This is a genomic window from Bacillus sp. SN1 (assembly GCF_002796895.1).
Taxonomy (GTDB): domain Bacteria; phylum Bacillota; class Bacilli; order Bacillales; family Bacillaceae; genus Bacillus; species Bacillus inaquosorum.
This window is the reverse complement of the sequence record NZ_PHIE01000004.1, coordinates 360,415-377,447: the sequence shown is the minus strand read 5'-3', so window position 1 is coordinate 377,447 and position 17,033 is coordinate 360,415. Positions and strand designations below refer to the sequence as shown.

The following is a 17,033-nucleotide window of genomic DNA, read 5'->3' as shown; positions in this document are numbered from 1 at the left end:
AATTATTTTACATGGTATTATTTGTATTACACATGCGAAGTATGCATGTATAATAAATTAAATTAAAAAGGAGTGCTTGATCGTGAATCTTAAGTCCATTTTCAAAGGAGTAACATCGACTCTGATAGCTGGTGTAATTGTTGGAACTTGTACTATACCTGCTTTTGCGGAGTCGACTACAAGTGTATCGTCGAAAAATTATGCAGTTACTAGTAGTGGAGAATTCAAAGCTCTAGACAAGGAGGTTTCAGAGGGCTCTGTTGATCAATCAAGCTGGAGTCGGGAGTTCGAATTAGATGAGAATGACGGAGCACAAGTAAACTTCTGGATTTCAAATAACGGGAGTAATGACATAAAAATATCAATTGATGGAAAAGTCTCAAGAACCATCGCACCAGGCAAGCAAGGCAACATTTCGACTGAGGTTAAAAATGGTTGGTTTGGTTGGACATACAATTACACATTTACAGCTTCACCATCGGCTCAAGGTGGTAGTGTTAAGATGAAATATCGTATTGCTCAAAGAAATAATTAACGAATTACGGAAAGGTAATCACTCATTACCTTTCCGTAATTTCATCATTTTTTAGTCTTTTAAAAGATTCCTTACTTTCTATACTTTGGAGATAAATTCACACCAGGTTTTTCATCTTCTCTTTTTCTAAATAAAAGGTTTTGTATTAAATCCTATATGATGCAAATCAAACCCCTTAGTAACTACTTTTCTCCAATTTTCTGCTCCTGCTTTTCCTGCTCTTTTCCCCTCAACCTTATATTATCATGTCCTATATTTAAGGGTTATACAGCGCTCATTATCATTATTTATACCTTTTTTGATGTTTTTCATATTTTCTGGGCAGTAAAGAAACCTTGACCACTCGCCAAGATAAGTAAAATAAAAAACGAAGGCATCAATAAAGTGGAAGCTTATTATCAATTACAAAAGCCTGTTATTTCAAGCATTTGAAGTCATTCATTACACTCATTTATATCAATTTATATTCATTTAAGGCACAAAATGGGCACTGTTTTAACTGTAAATGAACCAAATGAATAATGAGTTATCGATGGTACATCCTCAATAGAAAAAGAAGAGGACACAGAATATTGGTGTGCTGCAATGGCACTACCCCATTAAAAAACCTTCAGGAAGTCTCTATACTTTGTCATGATAAAACTCCTTTTCAATGTATTAGTAAAAAGAGTTAGTAGCTTAATTCATGGGCGCCTTTAATGCATTGATCCCTTAGTTAAACGCAATCAAGAATGTTGCGAAGGAGAATCTCGGTGTGCCTGGCCAGAATCCAGTTTAGCTTTTGCACGTACATTACCGACGGCAATTCCACCTAATATGAGGATGACTCCCATCCATCGTACTATGCTCACATGCTCTTCTAACACTAGTGCTGCCATTGAAACAGCTACTGGAAGTTCAGATGCTGTTAATATAGTGCCAAGTCCTGGTCCAACATGTGGCATCCCAATGGTAAATAAAAGAGGCGGAAGGACAACTCCAAAAAAACCAAGAAGCAAACCATAGGGTGCCACGCCCTTTAAAACAGGAAGATCAAATAGATATATAGGGGGAAACAATAGAAATACAACGACTAAACCCCCAGTGGAAAGCAGAGCACTCTTTAGTAAGGGTGGAGTTTCTTTCCCAACTGAACCACTAAGAAGGATGAAGGTTGAAAACGTTAAGGAAGCGAGTAGTCCCCAGACTATACCTTGCCAAGTCATATTGATTCCCTTCTCTGAAATAATCCCAGCTGCTAGGATAGACCCGACTAGCAGGATAGCTATCGAAATTATTTTCCCTTTTGTAGGCTTTTTCTTATAAAACATCCACTCGAAAAATGTACCAATCCAAACAAATTGGAAAAGTAAAATGATAGCTAGTGATGCATGAAGTGATTGTAACGATTGATAATAAAATCCTCCTGTTAAACCAAAAGGGATACCCGATAGTAGTAACTTAATAGTTTGACTTCGCGTTACTTTTCGCTTTTTTGTATTCAAAACTAGTATCCAGACCATCAGTGTGCCAAATAAATACTGCCCGCCTGTCACCTCAGTGACCGAATAACCAGCTGAATAGGCTAGCTTAACGAATGTAGATAATATCCCATAACAGCACCCACCTAAAAATACAATTAATCCATAATGCCAACTTTTCAAAAGTTCTCCCTCCTTTTTTCATAAAAAAAGCCACACTACTATCAATTGACAGTAGTGTGGCGAAAATAGAGTTTCCTCTATAAAAATCCACGCTCTAAAATAGATTTTATTATTCAAATTTAACAGTATTATAAAATTAAAAAATGTTAATTGTCAATAACATAATTGATTCTGTTTACAAAACATATTTTAAATTTGTCCTTATAAAATTTAAATACCGTTTAATGAAAAAATGAACATGAAACGAAATGTATTTTTTTGGAAATTCATTCATAACTATGTTATGCACCAACTCGATCTGCGGCAATTTTAAAACCACCATTTGACGCACTGTCTGCATCTACAAAGTAAGTAAATGTTACGATGCTGCTTAATACCAATACGGTCAATGGCAGCAGACAATAAAATAAGCACAAAAAAATACCAGGGGTCTATAACCCTTGGTATCATTGATACGGCCGAGAGGACTTGAACCTCCACGGGTTATTCACCCACTAGGCCCTCAACATATTAAATCCATATCATTGATTATGAAAGCTTGTTTTCATTACACTTTCTAACTCCACTTTACATCATTTCTATAAGTTTGTATGAATTATGGTTAATAATTGGTGAGCAAAAAACACCATTACCTCCCCACTTCTCCAAATTCTCATTATAAATTGATTTAATATTCGTTACCTCTCCTAAAACAATTAAAACTACAGAGCCACTATATTTCTTAGTAATTGAATTTACATTTTCCCAATTTAGTTCTTTAGTTTAAAAAATCTTTTTTATATCGAACGGCTAGGTAGATTCCTGAAGCTAATAAGGCAAGAGAATATTTAAATAAGAAGAAAACTTGCCACATATATTCTTTCGGGAAAATCAAGTCGCACAAAATTACTCCATATAACATAAAGAGGGCACTTTTTAATGATATTTGATTTGTTCTTTCGTCAGCCTTACCCATTTTTTTAAGAAATACGAATGTCAGAATCAATCCGACTACAAGCAATACAAACCCGCTACCAATGAGAATACTCCAATTTCCTTGAGAATGTTCAGCCCAGGACTTTAAAGGGGAAAAAATTGCATCAGTGATAGTATCTGAGATCGAATTAATTTTCATTTTGATCATTTCCTTTCTCATAAGTAAAAATCTCGTTTACATCCACATTAAAAAATTCGGCAATTCGAAAAGCTAACAGCAGAGTCGGAACATAATTTCCTTTTTCCATTACGAAGATGGTTTGTTTGGAAACCCCGACTTTCTTTGCTAATTCTTGCTGAGACAACCTGGCAAGTACACGATATTCATAAACCTTATTTGAGATCGAATCACCCAAATCTTTCTTCATGACCATCACCTCTTGACCAAATTATAAACTCTACCTATACAAAAGTAAAGTAAACTTATACAAAAATACAAAATACCTTTATGTTTGCTCAGATAACCTCTCTAAAACCTCATCTAATAAGTGGATATTCATATTTCATTCATACATTCGTCTATCCTCTTTTTTTAACCGGCTGAATAGAAAGTTTAAATAAATGTTAATTTAATGTTTTCCTGCAAAAAAAGACATCATTTTCATTCTATTAATGCTATTATACTTCCACCCTATTGAATAATAGGGAAATTAAGTAGGGGAGTGTTGTCATATGTTTAAAACAAAGTTCAAAAAAACGATAGGGATGGGTATCGTCGCCGCAGCCTGTTTGATGACTGCATTGCCGGCAAGCGCTGCGCCGGCGAATGTCGCCAAGTCAAACGATTATACGATTAAGTCATTCCAATACTTATCTGTAGATGGAAAAGATGTAAGTTCTCCGCCCCAAGTGAACAACAAATCCAACAATATAAAAGTGACCATGGTTCTGCCTAAACAGAATAAAAACGGCGATTTGTTGGCATATGGATTTACGAGCAAGGTAACTTTAGAGGCATTTATCGCAAAAGATCAACAAAGGCTTCAAAACAAATTCCAGCCTACGGCCAGCGGCTCTTGTTGCACCGATTTCTATGAGTATAAAAATAAAGGCGGTCAGTATATTTATTGGAGAGACGGGTTTAAAAACTTGCCTTCCGCCTGGAATGACAGAATTTCCTCCTTAAGTACGGCTTCACCTTCTTCAAGTTATTCAACGACGCTCTGGGAACATACTTCAACTCAAGGATATGGCAAAGGAGTCATGTTTAGACATTCTGATTGGTATGGCAAAACGGCCAATATGGCTTCAGATTGGGACAACAAGGCTTCAGCGATCCAAATCAAGTAATCTAGGTAAAGAAGTTTCAAAATCACTATTCTCTCTTAAGAAGATGAGAATAGTGATTTTTTTATTGTCATCACAGTTGCCAGTCTGCTGTGCTACTTACACAGAGTCAGGCACGGTTTCAGAATCAATTTTTGCATTAAATTCTGCCTATTGATTTGGGTCGTCAATCCAGCTGTTTAAGTTGGTCCATGCGGCACAGAATCCGATTTTCTAAATCGTGAAATACATTATAAATAATTAGAAATGGCTGATAAGCTGGATGAATGATTCTAACAAGTGTAGTAAAAAGGAGTAAACCGTAAAAACAAAAGGGAAAACAAAAAAATACCAAAGGTCTACAACCCTTGGTATCATTGATGCGGTCGAGAGGACTTGAACCTCCACGGGTTATTCACCCACTAGGCCCTCAACATAGTAAATCCATATCATTGGTTATGAAAGCTTATTTTCATTACACTCAGTATATTCACTTTACACCATTTCTATACGTTTATATGAAATATGGTTAAAAAATGGTGAGCTAAAACGATAAAGATACATACCTGTTCATTCGGTATCCTCATTCTTCAAGTCCCTCAACCAAAATGGGCACTGTTTTTAGGTTATTAAACCACTGAATATTTTTTTATGGTATTGCACGTGTCACTGGTGCCTCGTCTGAAAATTATAGATGCGATATACTATGTAAAATAGTATAAAAGTAAAGAGGTGTAAAAATGAGAGTTGCTTATTTAGGCCTAATGGGAGTTTTTCAGCAGAAGCCTCATTTCAATACTTTCCAAAGGGTACTGAATGGAAAATGTGCGACACCATAATAAACGTTCTTGAAATTGTGGGTGAAAATCGGGCTGATAAGGGGATCGTACCGATTGAAAATTCTATTGAAGGTACAATTAATATTACGGCGGATGGCCTACTCCGAAATCAATTATTTATTGAAGCAAAGGAATCAAAATAAGAACTTGTAAACTTCTGAAGAAGTGGACAAAAGAAGGGTTTTAAATACAAAGTAGAATATGTTATACAGATATAGAGAGATAATATAATTCATTTGTGGTAAATTAGGAATAGTTTGATTTGTTTGAGACTACGTAGAAGAATATAAAATGTATGTGATTTTTTACCCAATCCTATATGTCTTATTCTATGGAGGAAATATGCTTAAAGATAACTTTAAAATTAGGAATATTCCCGCGGTTTTATGGGGAGAAAAGAGTGAAAAAATTTTTATTGCAGTACATGGAAATATGTCAAATAAGGAAGATGCAGTGATTCAATTATTAGCTGAAGAAGCCAATCAAAAAGGTTATCAAGTATTAAGCTTTGATTTACCTGAGCATGGAGAAAGAAAAAATGATAATACTCCTTGCAAGGTACAGCTTTGTGTTAGTGAATTATCTATAATTATGAATTACGCAAAAGAACACTGGAAAGAAGTAAATGTGTTTGCATGTAGTATGGGAGCTTATTTTAGCCTTTTGGCGTATCAAAATGATGTGTTAAAAAAGGCATTATTTTTATCACCCGTAGTTAATATGGAACGAATTATCGAAAATATGATGAAATGGTTTAATGTAACACCAGAGCTTTTGCAAAAAGAAATGACTATAGAAACACCTATTGGTCAAAAGTTATATTGGGATTATTTATGCTATGTAAAAGAACATCCTATTAATACATGGAATACAGATACATATATTATGTATGGAGCCAAGGATGAACTGTGCGAATTTGAAACTATTAACTATTTTACAAAAAAACACCGTTGTGAATTAGAAGTCCTGGATGCAGGTGAACATTACTTTCATACTGAAGAACAGTTGAAGGTATTTGAACAGTGGTTACACAAGCATATAGATTAACAAATTACAATTTATCTAAGAGATTTAATGAAGAACCTGCTAGAGAAGAATTATGAATATATAAACTGGTAGTATATTTGAAAGATATTATGAATGTGAATTTACTAACTTAAACAAACGGGTGCTTTAGTAAAAGAAGAAAGGGTTCTACATATTAGATATGACTAATATGTAGAACCCTTTAATTTTTCTATCTTTTTTTAAAATTAGGTTTTGATAACGTTCATAATGTTACTTCTGATGAAGATTATAAGAGATTTCAGAAAAAAGCTATGAAATTATTACAAAAAATAGGGAACAGCCTTCCAGAGGATTTATCAGAATGGTGGACCAATCACATCGATGACTAACTTTTTTTATGATTATCTTATTAAACGAATGTAATGCCACATTACTAATGAAAGTATATAATTCAATAATTGTGGTACGTTAAAAAAGAAAATTATTAGATGAAAGAAGGTGATCCCATGCCCACTAACAATAAGCCCAATAGATTAATCGCTGAGAAGTCTCCATATTTACTTCAACATGCTCACAACCCCGTTAATTGGTTCCCTTGGGGAGAAGAAGCATTTGAAAAAGCGAAACGCGAAAACAAACCTGTTCTCGTATCTATTGGGTATAGCTAGCTCGGGTAGCTACACGCACATGTCATTGGTGACATGTCTACTAAAATAACCACACAAAAAAAACAAGCCGATTTATTCTTAATCGACTTGTTCAACAATTACTTTACGATCAGCACAGGACAGTTCACACGTTTAGCAACTTTATGGCTTACACTACCCAACACCATCTCCTGTAATGAATTCAATCCCCTGCTGCCTACTATGAGCATATCAAATTGATTTTCATTTGCATAAGAGACAATTGTGGGTCCTGGTTCTCCATGTTTCATAATTAAACCATGTTGTACACCAGCTTGATCAAATTTTTTTATAACCGGGTCTAACTTCTTACGTCTTTCCATTTCCAATTCTTCAGTACTTGAAGTATGGAGCACTTCACTTTTTGCTTTTGAAAAGTCCTTAACATAAATGATTTCCACTCTTGAATCAGGTACCAGTTTTGCTATACGGATTGCATGTTCTGCTGATCTAATCGAATGATCTGAACCATCAGCTGCCAACAAAATATTTTTATACATACCCCTTCACCTTCCCCTTAGTGGCCTGACGGCTGTGCATTTGGATGATTGAAAGTAGCCAGCTTTTCAATCAAATGGCGGCTTGACTCGTTTAAGCCAACCAATTTAACATCTGCATGATGTTCTTTGAATTTCAAGACAACTTTATCCACTGCGGCGACACCTGAATCATCCCAAATATGCGCCTCAGAAAAGTTCATCACGATACGCTCTTTCACATCTTCATATGAAAATGAATTCACAAAATCCTGAACAGATGCAAAGAACACTTGGCCCTTAACATCATAAACAATCTCTTTGTCTGATACAGAAGAAATGTCCACCTTCACTCTTGAGATTTTAGAAGCGAAGAATATGGCGCTTAATAAGACACCTGCGATTACACCAATGGATAAATTATCTGTTGCTACAACTGTAATCACAGTAACAATCATGACAACCGTATCAGTAAGTGGGACTTTTCTAAGCGTTCGGAGCGAAGACCAATCGAATGTTCCAATTGAAACCATAATCATAACGCCAACCAGTGCAGGCATAGGAACTTGAATAACCCATTCACCTAAAACTAGTATTAAAAACATGAGGAATACACCAGCCGTAAAGGTTGACAGTCTCCCTCTCCCTCCAGACTTTACGTTGATAACAGATTGACCAATCATCGCACATCCAGCCATACCGCCGAATAATCCAGCAACGATATTGGCAATGCCTTGTCCCCGACTCTCTCTGTTTTTATTACTTTCTGTGTCTGTCATGTCATCAACAATTGAAGATGTCAACAACGACTCAAGCAGACCAACGACAGCTAGAGCAATAGAAGTCGGGAAGATAATTGATAACGTCTCAAAGTTTAATGGAACATCGGGAATCAAAAAGCTCGGCAAAGCCTGTTTGATTGTTCCTAAATCTCCAACTGTTTGAACATTAAAGTGACCCCAAATAGAAATGACCGTAAGAAATACAATCGCTATTAAAGGACTTGGAACAGCCTTTGTAATAAACGGGAACAAATAAATAATGACTAATGTTATGCCGACAAACACATATGTCATACCGGATATTCCAACAAAATGAGGAACTTGTGCCATGAAAATTAAAATGGCCAGCGCATTAACAAAACCTACCATAACCGATCGAGGTACAAATTTCATTAATCGCGCCACTTTCAGAACCCCAAATATGATTTGGATGATACCCGTCAGGATCGTAGCAGCAAACAGATACTGTAATCCATGATCCTTCACCAACGTTCCCATTAACAAAGCCATAGCCCCTGTAGCCGCAGAAATCATAGCAGGTCTGCCGCCTGCAAAAGAAATAACTACAGCAATACAAAATGAAGCATACAATCCTACCATAGGATCAACACCTCCAATAATGGAAAAACCAATGGCTTCAGGTATTAATGCTAAAGCAACTACAATACCAGCTAATAAGTCCCCTTTTATATTTGAGAACCATTCCATATTTAATTTTTTAAACATAAAATACAGTACACCTCTTTATGATTATTTTTGTTGACTTCTAACTCTCATAGAAGTCAGGGCCGTTTGTAACTATTTAAAATGTAACAAACAAGAATTCAAATATCTACAATTTTTTGTACCAAAATAGATCTTTTTTGGTACCACCGGTGTACTCTGCGCTACCCACCTTATTTTGTTATAATAAAATATACAAAATTCATCGGGGGTTGATGATTTGATTTTTGGATATGCACGTCCGTTTAGTCAAGATCAGGATGTAACAAAACAGCTAGCTGCACTTAAAGAATTCAACTGTGAAAAGATATATATTGAACAAACAAATTCAGCAAAAAACAGACCAGAATTTGAGTCATTATGTAAAAGTTTAAAAGTCGGGGATACCGTAATTATTTATAAGTTGTACAGTATTGCGGACTCTACAAAAAAACTAATTGATATCATTGATTTTTTCAAAACAAAACAAATCAACTTTATCTCAATATTAGATAAGGTGGACACCTCAAAGAAAAACGGTTCCATTTTCTTCGATTTTTTAGAAAGAGTCAGCGAATTTCAATTTGACATTATTAGTGAAAATACAAAGGTTGGAATTCAAGAGGCGAAATTAAAGGGGAAAAATACAGGACGTCCGAGAAAACCTGACCATAATGTCCGCCGCGCGATGGAAATGTATCAAAGCAAACAGTATACCATTCAGCAAATTACCAAAGAGACGGGTATCAGTAAAACAACACTGTACCGTTATTTAGATAATTGGAATGATTTTGATTCATTATTCATTCCCTCTCAAAAATGATCCACATAAACAACGCCGGATATGGTTTGTGTTAAAACCGAAAAAGATAAATGTTGGGAAATACTTTGTGAAACAATCTCATTAACCCGCTGAATTTCTGTATTAACTGTGCACCTTTTCCGCAGCTTCTGCATCTGCTTTGGTCACATGAACTGTGCCAAATGGATGGTTAGGCGGGGCATAAATGGAGTATAGTTTTAGCAGCTTATTACCTGTATTGATCAGATTGTGCCATGTGCCGGCAGGTATGACGATGGCTGAATCATCATAAACATTTCGCTGAAAGTTTACCAGATCTTTGCTCTTGCCCATTTTAACGATGCCGCGGCCTTGCTCAATCCGCAAGAATTGATCGAGGTAAGAATGTATTTCCAAACCGATATCTTCTCCAATATCGAGACTCATTACAGTAACTTGCAGGTGTGCTCCTGTCCATAGCGCGGTACGGAACGTATTGTTTTGTTTTGTCGCTTTGTTAATATTAATAACAAATGGTTTCGGCCCATAATCTGTCAAGTGAAGGTTTTGGCCTGCGTTTATGCTTACTTTTATTTGGGTTCATCCAATAAACCGACCTTCCGTCACAGCACCTTGGTGCATACACATCATAAGAATATTGCTGAATAACAGGTATATAGTACATGTTTCGATCCCCATTTTTTAGTTTTATGATATTACCCTATGCATGTGTGGTGGGAATGTACCACTGCATAACTTCTTTATGGAGGCCTGTGGTTCGTTCACGAGTGCAAATGAATTCATCAAAAAACACTTTCAAGTTTGAAAACTGAAATGAGATTGGCAGGCGTGCCTATGAAAGAGATCATGCAGAAAGGTTCAGCAATCGGTTAGATGGCATAAAACTGGGGATATATATCGATTCGAACAGCCTGTTGGAAAGCAATACACTTACGGAAAAGGGCCGGAGTACTCTTCCGAATTAGAGAAACTGCAGGCGGAATCGTTATCTGAGACAACAGAATGAAGTGTTAAAAAAGTACAACGAATTGGAAAAGAAGTTGATAGCGAAACGTCAGTCGAACTTGTAGAAGGATTGCACAGTACAATGACCGTGCAGAATATCTGTATTCATTTAGGTATCTCTCGAGCGTCTTATTATCGTTGGAAGAAGGATCTGACGAAAGATCATCCCAAACGGCATTTCGAAAAACAAATTGGCGTATTATGTATGCCGAAAGCACAAGTATCGAGATGGATATCGAGAATCTTTGCAATATTAAAAAAGGAAATGCATATTAACCATAAAACGGTTCAACATATGATGCGAAAATCAGTGGCAGTGCTGGGTTAAGATGAAGAAGCGTAAGAAGAAGTTAAAACAAAAGGCATTCTCATTTGAGCATGTCCCGTAAAGAAACGCCCGCTGATAATGCTTCCATCGAATCGTTTCATTCCTCGCTAAAGTCTGAAACGTTCTATCTACAGCGTTGATCGAGCCACGACCCCATCGTAGAACGCACTGTCAAAGATTTATTGATAACCATATTCGTATTCAAACGAACCGAAACAGCCAATCACCTATAAACGATCGGCAATTGGCTGTTTGTTTAAAAGGTGTTTTGATCCTTGTCTCAAAACGGGGTTCAGTCCCAAAGAGAAAGCCTCTCTCCTCAATATGTGGGAGTGCCTCCTAACCTTGTTAGTTACTTCACTGTCCACTTGACAAGAGCAGTTTAATAATAGAAACTTTTTTAATATTTAACTTTTTTATTTTCTATCAATCAAAAAGGTTACTACAACACTAGTTATACTAACTACAGTTCCCAAAATAGAAGCAATAATTGTCAAAATTCCATTTGGAATAAGAAATCCAATTGGAATTAGCCCCAGAAAGGTTAAAACGATAAAACATTGGTATACTCCAGATATTATTCTTACAACCCAGTTACCAAAAAAGGACATGACTAATGGAGGAATGAATAAAAATACAACTATTCCAATTGATATCATTAAGATACGAGGCTCATCAAATGAAATGACATTATCTCCAGGAGAATTTTTAGCAGCCACTAGCATAACAACTATAGACATAATTAGTGTAAGTAAAACCAGAAAAAACCTTTTCAACATCGTTATAACTCCTTTTTTATAAATCTTAGTAAAAACGGGTATCCTTTTTTTTCTGCATATTATTTTATGCTCTCCCATAAAATAATATGCAGAAAAATCAACTTATGGGTGATATCGTTACGAATTATCACCAAGATATAATATATAGAGATTGGTAAATACTACATTTAATTTCGAGATTATACTATATTTGGTGAGAAACTTTTTTTGTACTTAAATCCAAACTATACCTTAAGCTTTTGAGATTATGAAATCAAATTCATAACTCATAAATATATATAAGAGCAGATTATAATTTAGTTAGCCAATTGTTGGGCTGACACAAATCGCCTGTATTTTTCATGGGTGAGCATTAATTGGTTATGAGTTCCTTTACCAGTAATCACTCCTTGATCTAAGAAAATAATTTGATCTGCTTTTTTAATTGTTGCTAATCTGTGAGCTATTATTACTGTTGTTCTATTTTTCATTAATTCTTCTAGTGAATTCTGAATTTTCCGCTCACTCTCACTGTCCAAGCTAGCTGTTGCTTCATCTAATAAAAGAATATCAGGGTCCTTAATAAAGTTTCTTGCAATATCAATTCGTTGGCGCTGGCCTCCTGACAACTTTACTCCTTTTTCACCAATTATTGTATTATAACCTTTATCTAACAACATAACAAATTCATGGCAGTTAGACAATTTTGAATACTGAATAATTTCATCTTCACTAATTTCTCTTTTAATACCATAAGTTATATTATCTTTTATGGTACCATTTATCATTGCATTGTTTTGCATTACATACCCAATTTTATTGCGCCAATCTGATAGGTTAAACTTATTAATCGGTATTCCTTCCAGAGATATGTATCCATTATTTTGGGGTAATTCGTACAAGCGTGCAATTAAATTAAAAATTGTACTTTTACCAGAACCAGAGGGTCCTACAAAAGCAGTAACCTTTCTACTTGGAATATCAAAAGTTAGTTCATTCAAAATCGGTTTATCATCATATTTGAAACTTACGTCTGTAAACTTTAAACTTTGATTGCTAAAATTAATATTTGAAGCATTTTCACTCGACCTTACATCTTCTTTGCGCTCCAGTAATATTTCACTTAATCTTTGGCTAGCTCCTATAGCACGCTGGTAGTCTGTAAGTAACGTTGAAAAGTTTGTCAAAGGACCTGACAATTGAATGACATAGAAAATCATAGCTACTAGGGTGCCAGCAGATATTACACCCGTTGAGACTCTTATACCACCAAACCCGAGAATAATTCCTATAGTTAGTAAAAGGATGAGACTAGTTAAAGGTTGAATAATTGAAATGATCTTAGACTCTTTTAACCCTAATCTATAAACTTCAAATAGATTGTTATAGGCATTTTTTAATTCTTGATTCTCTGTATTAGATACCTTCACTAGACGTATCTCTGTTAAGACACGCCCTAATAAACCACTAAAACTGGCGATTTCCGATTGCGCTTTTTTTGAGATTTTCCTTACCATTCCGCCTAACGGGATAATTATTGCTAGAAATATAGGCACTATAATAAAAGTGATAAGAGTCATTTGCCAATCCATTCTTAATAAAATAATAACGGAGCCTAAAACAGTGATGATAGCTGGTATTATATTGGGTAATTTTTGAGATACAAAAGTGTTGATAACATTGGTGTCGTCTGTGATACGACTCATTATTGAACCACTTTCATTATTATCAAAGAAAGAAATTTTCAGTTTAATTATATGTTCCCACAGCATAAAACGAATTGCCATAATCATCTTTTCACCAATTTTACTAAGCAAATATAATCCAACACCGCTTAAGATCGCGTTAATTAAAAAGATGCTTAGAAAAATTACTATAAATCCCCTATCAAAAGTGTTTTCAGAGAATTTATCAACAACTCTACCTGTAAGTAGAGGTATAAACAAACCACTAATACTACCTATTGACGAAATGGTAATAGCAAACAAAATTAATAATAAAGGAAGTTTTATTTTACATAATAAAAAAAACAAGGGATTTTTAAACTTCATAATAATTCTCCTTTAAAATTAATTAGTTTATCCTCTATTCTGTCTTTTAAGAGGGATTAATTACAAAACTGTAAAACATAAGTTTTTCACTTTCAATCTACGTAGTTACATCACTATACCCATATACAGATAAACATTAAGAAAGGTTACATGGAGATAAAATAATTAAGAATTAGACTCAAATACTTTGTTGATGTTCATTACAGGGAGCCACATATAATTAGTATTGTTTATGATACCTTGTATTACGAGAAATAACCCTAAAGAACCAGAAAATATATCATTTGATAAACGATATCCAAAGTCTCCAGGAGTATATATCTCCATCTCTCCTTTAAAGAGGTGAAGATCTAATGTTTTTAAATTATCAGTACTTATACTTCTGTTATAATATTTATCAATTGCATGACTAACAGCGATTATCCCGGCAGTACCTCGAAATAACCCACAATTGTAAAAACACTTTGATTTTGCTATTTTGTAAATCCCTTCTAATTCTTCTCTCCATAAATCGTCCTTTAAAAGTAAACTCAATTCAATTAATACGAACCCAACACCAGCACTTCCACCATCTAAATAAGGAACTACTCTTGATATATCTTCTAATTGATAAGCGCCGTAATCATCAAATTTACCAGTGATTAAGTCTTTTTCAATAGATCTTTTCGATAAAATAAGCCATTTAGGATTTTTAGTTCTTTTATATAAAGAAGAATAAAAGAGTGAAACACCTGACCACCCATTGATAAGACCACGAGGAATTATATCTATATCATAAGGAACTATTGAAACATTTTTTTCTAATAATTCCTCTAGCCGGTTTGCAATTTCAATTGATTTGTTAAGATAATTAATAGAGTCTTTTTCATATGACAGTCCTAAAAAAGCTAAACCGATTCCAGATAATCCAGAGGATAATGTTACATCGTAGTTATCTTTAAAATTATTAATACTATTAAAAATAAGTTTTGCTTTGTCATAATATCCTGATTCCCATAAAGTAGTGGCTATTCCGGCCTTTCCAGTCAATAGTCCATCTTCCATCTTCAAAAGATCGTCCAAAGATTGATGACATATCCATTCGTGTAATTGTTCATTTTGAATATTTGCTCTATTGAAGGCTAATACAACTCCAAAACCGCCAGTTAAGATATTAAATAATCCATTTTTTAATTCATACTGTCTAATATCTCCTGGGATTACTCTTTCATCAACAAACAAATTTTTTATTATATTATTTTGAAGTGATATCTTCATTTCATTTAGTGTCATTTCTTTAATATGTTTATATTTATATTCATAATTCAGTAAATCTCTAGCTGATTTTGCCTGAACTCGCGAACATATATCTTGTATTTTATTAATTATTTTTATAGCTTCGGAGCCAAAATAATTTTCAATATATCTATCATGTATCTCTAAAATTTTTGAAGAAATATCTTGAACTGGACCAATAGGCAAAAATAAATATCTCGATATTCTTAGTAATGCAAACCAATCCGCTTGTTTTCTAGTCAAATTAGGCTCGCCAGTAAAACCAAATGTTTTTAAACCTGATGGTACACTATCATTAATAAAACTAGCAGTTTCAAAGTCTATCAATCGTATATTTTCTTCAGGTGTAATAATAATATTTGAGGGCTGTAAATCTCCTATCCCTATTCCGTGATTATGAATTTCAGTTAGAGCATCTATTAGTTGATTCAAAATATTTAATGCTGATTTTAGATATTGATACTCCTTATTTGGTTCATTCGTATAAAAAGGATATTTTATTGCAAGCCAAGTTCTAAGTGATGTGCCTTCAATATATTCTTCTATAATAAAATGATGTTCCCACGCCCTAAAAAAATCATATATTTTTACGGGATAATGCGTCCCTTCAAGTTTTTCTAAAATCATCGCTTCATTTTTTATTCTTGTAAAGGCATCAATTCCAAGACTGTCTAATCCTATATTTGGTCTTCCTTCCTTAAGGATAACTTTATTATTTAGTTTATCTACTGCTAAATATACTCCTCCTCCATTACTATAATGAATTGCATGGATAATCTCTATATCATCTAATCGAGTAGGTTCAGCTATCTCGTTTTCTAATTTAGTATCCATTTCTCTTATAGGGGCAGGTTCAGTGATAAATTCGGGTATAGAATAATGAGGCCTTCTTGAGTCTTCAACTAAATCCCCAGAGGGACTTTGAATAGCATATACCTTTTTATTATCTTCATAAAAATACATGCCAATAAATGCACCATATCTAAAGTAAACATTACTGTCGTACCATCTTTTGTCAGTTAAAATATAAGGACCTTTAGGAAGAGTGTCTAGCTGCCTGCTTAATATTTTCAACAAATTTAAAAATACTTCCTCATTTGACGGGAAAATCGTAATAAACTTACCTGCAGAAGATCTGTCGCTATACTTTGAATTTTTAATACTTAGTTCCCATAAACTTTTAACATATTTAAAAGAGACTTTATAAGCGAACAATATATTTGATACAATTTCCAATGTTTTTTCTGCAGAATCTATTGTAGTACTTATATGAATTTTCCAACCTTGCATTGGAAGTTCATAATCTTTATTCATAATATGAATCCAATGATTTTCTTTTATAGTTTTATAATTATTAGGTATATTAGAAATATACAAAGCCGACTCCCTATTAGGGGTATCCGGCTTTGTGTAAAAAGAATTGTTTGTCGAACTAAGATAATTAAAATATCGCAAATCCATATTTACAACCCTTTCAATTGATTAGTTATTGCAAAAAGCTGCACTCACTGCGCTGACAGGAAGAGGAGAAGCACAAAAGGCTATACTATAAAAAGATAGTGATTGACCTTCTACAGTTCCTGTCGCCCCTGCATTATATGCTGAACCACTCTCCAAACTCTGCAATTTTAGTATGTTATTAATTTGCTTTCTTCTTGACATTTACATCAACTCCTATTACATTTTAAAATGGAACATTATATTTACTTTACTTTTGGGTTGGAAAGAGAGGATGATCCCCTCTCTTTCTCTAAGTAAGGTTGTCCATAACCATTAGTTACCACAGAAATACATACTAATTGTGCTGATCTTATCGCAGCCTAAACTTACTGATGACTTACCTTTTAAAAGAGTAACTTCTTTATCAAGTGCTTTGTGCTGAAGTGATAATAGCTTTTTCAT

Annotated in this window: 15 protein-coding genes and 2 pseudogenes; 6 read left to right on the top strand and 11 right to left on the bottom strand. The window is 34.3% G+C overall.

The features are described from left to right. The first annotated feature begins 82 nt into the window (after positions 1 to 82). Complete coding sequence (locus tag CVV77_RS16050) at positions 83 to 535, top strand: hypothetical protein (RefSeq protein WP_100275875.1); 453 nt, start codon at positions 83 to 85, stop codon at positions 533 to 535. Positions 536 to 1,260: 725 nt separating this feature from the next. On the opposite strand, the gene CVV77_RS16045 is transcribed toward CVV77_RS16050, so the two are convergent. From CVV77_RS16045 to CVV77_RS16035, 3 genes are all read right to left on the bottom strand, one after another. Beyond that, a complete protein-coding gene (locus CVV77_RS16045) occupies positions 1,261 to 2,178 on the bottom strand; it encodes an EamA family transporter (RefSeq protein WP_019257552.1) in 918 nt (305 codons plus the stop codon). 757 nt (positions 2,179 to 2,935) lie between these two features. Continuing rightward, on the bottom strand, positions 2,936 to 3,292 hold the full coding sequence (locus CVV77_RS16040) for a DUF2178 domain-containing protein (protein ID WP_100275874.1): 357 nt from the start codon (positions 3,290 to 3,292) through the stop codon (positions 2,936 to 2,938). Next, positions 3,282 to 3,521 (bottom strand): helix-turn-helix transcriptional regulator, encoded by a 240-nt coding sequence (locus tag CVV77_RS16035; RefSeq protein ID WP_100275873.1) that lies wholly within the window; start codon positions 3,519 to 3,521, stop codon positions 3,282 to 3,284. The genes CVV77_RS16040 and CVV77_RS16035 overlap by 11 nt, the downstream gene beginning before the upstream one ends. A gap of 304 nt (positions 3,522 to 3,825) precedes the next feature. Here CVV77_RS16035 and CVV77_RS16030 point away from each other — a divergent pair, with 304 nt between their 5' ends. The 4 genes and pseudogenes from CVV77_RS16030 to CVV77_RS16015 all read left to right on the top strand — a co-directional run. Beyond that, positions 3,826 to 4,443 (top strand): hypothetical protein, encoded by a 618-nt coding sequence (locus CVV77_RS16030; protein ID WP_100275872.1) that lies wholly within the window; start codon positions 3,826 to 3,828, stop codon positions 4,441 to 4,443. Positions 4,444 to 5,137: 694 nt separating this feature from the next. Further along, the gene (locus CVV77_RS22710; protein WP_100275871.1) at positions 5,138 to 5,401 is read left to right on the top strand and encodes a prephenate dehydratase domain-containing protein; all 264 of its coding nucleotides are present in this window, start codon (positions 5,138 to 5,140) and stop codon (positions 5,399 to 5,401) included. A 199-nt stretch (positions 5,402 to 5,600) separates the two neighbouring features. Then, positions 5,601 to 6,305 (top strand): alpha/beta hydrolase, encoded by a 705-nt coding sequence (locus CVV77_RS16020; protein WP_395940383.1) that lies wholly within the window; start codon positions 5,601 to 5,603, stop codon positions 6,303 to 6,305. Between the two features lie 467 nt (positions 6,306 to 6,772). Next, positions 6,773 to 6,931: pseudogene (locus CVV77_RS16015) on the top strand (DUF255 domain-containing protein); the annotation flags it as partial. Between the two features lie 101 nt (positions 6,932 to 7,032). Here CVV77_RS16015 and CVV77_RS16010 read toward each other — a convergent pair. Further along, on the bottom strand, positions 7,033 to 7,452 hold the full coding sequence (locus CVV77_RS16010; protein ID WP_100275869.1) for a universal stress protein: 420 nt from the start codon (positions 7,450 to 7,452) through the stop codon (positions 7,033 to 7,035). Between the two features lie 17 nt (positions 7,453 to 7,469). Next, positions 7,470 to 8,936, bottom strand: a complete 1,467-nt coding sequence (locus CVV77_RS16005; RefSeq protein WP_100275868.1) for a SulP family inorganic anion transporter — start codon at positions 8,934 to 8,936, stop codon at positions 7,470 to 7,472. 217 nt (positions 8,937 to 9,153) lie between these two features. On the opposite strand from CVV77_RS16005, the gene CVV77_RS16000 reads away from it, so the two are divergent. Further along, entirely contained in the window at positions 9,154 to 9,735 is a 582-nt protein-coding gene (locus CVV77_RS16000; protein WP_100275867.1) for a recombinase family protein, read from the top strand. A 102-nt stretch (positions 9,736 to 9,837) separates the two neighbouring features. Here the strand turns inward: CVV77_RS16000 and CVV77_RS15995 are convergent. From CVV77_RS15995 to CVV77_RS22705, 6 genes and pseudogenes are all read right to left on the bottom strand, one after another. Then, positions 9,838 to 10,378: pseudogene (locus tag CVV77_RS15995) on the bottom strand (cupin domain-containing protein). 1,085 nt (positions 10,379 to 11,463) lie between these two features. Then, positions 11,464 to 11,826, bottom strand: a complete 363-nt coding sequence (locus CVV77_RS15985; protein ID WP_181280844.1) for a hypothetical protein — start codon at positions 11,824 to 11,826, stop codon at positions 11,464 to 11,466. Between the two features lie 296 nt (positions 11,827 to 12,122). Further along, entirely contained in the window at positions 12,123 to 13,856 is a 1,734-nt protein-coding gene (locus CVV77_RS15980; RefSeq protein ID WP_100275866.1) for an ABC transporter ATP-binding protein, read from the bottom strand. Positions 13,857 to 14,021: 165 nt separating this feature from the next. Beyond that, positions 14,022 to 16,592, bottom strand: coding sequence for a class III lanthionine synthetase LanKC (lanKC, locus tag CVV77_RS15975; protein ID WP_100275865.1), 2,571 nt, complete (start codon positions 16,590 to 16,592; stop codon positions 14,022 to 14,024). A 21-nt stretch (positions 16,593 to 16,613) separates the two neighbouring features. Beyond that, entirely contained in the window at positions 16,614 to 16,793 is a 180-nt protein-coding gene (locus CVV77_RS15970) for a hypothetical protein (RefSeq protein ID WP_100275864.1), read from the bottom strand. A gap of 111 nt (positions 16,794 to 16,904) precedes the next feature. Continuing rightward, on the bottom strand, positions 16,905 to 17,033 hold the full coding sequence (locus tag CVV77_RS22705) for a class III lanthipeptide (RefSeq protein WP_198508146.1): 129 nt from the start codon (positions 17,031 to 17,033) through the stop codon (positions 16,905 to 16,907).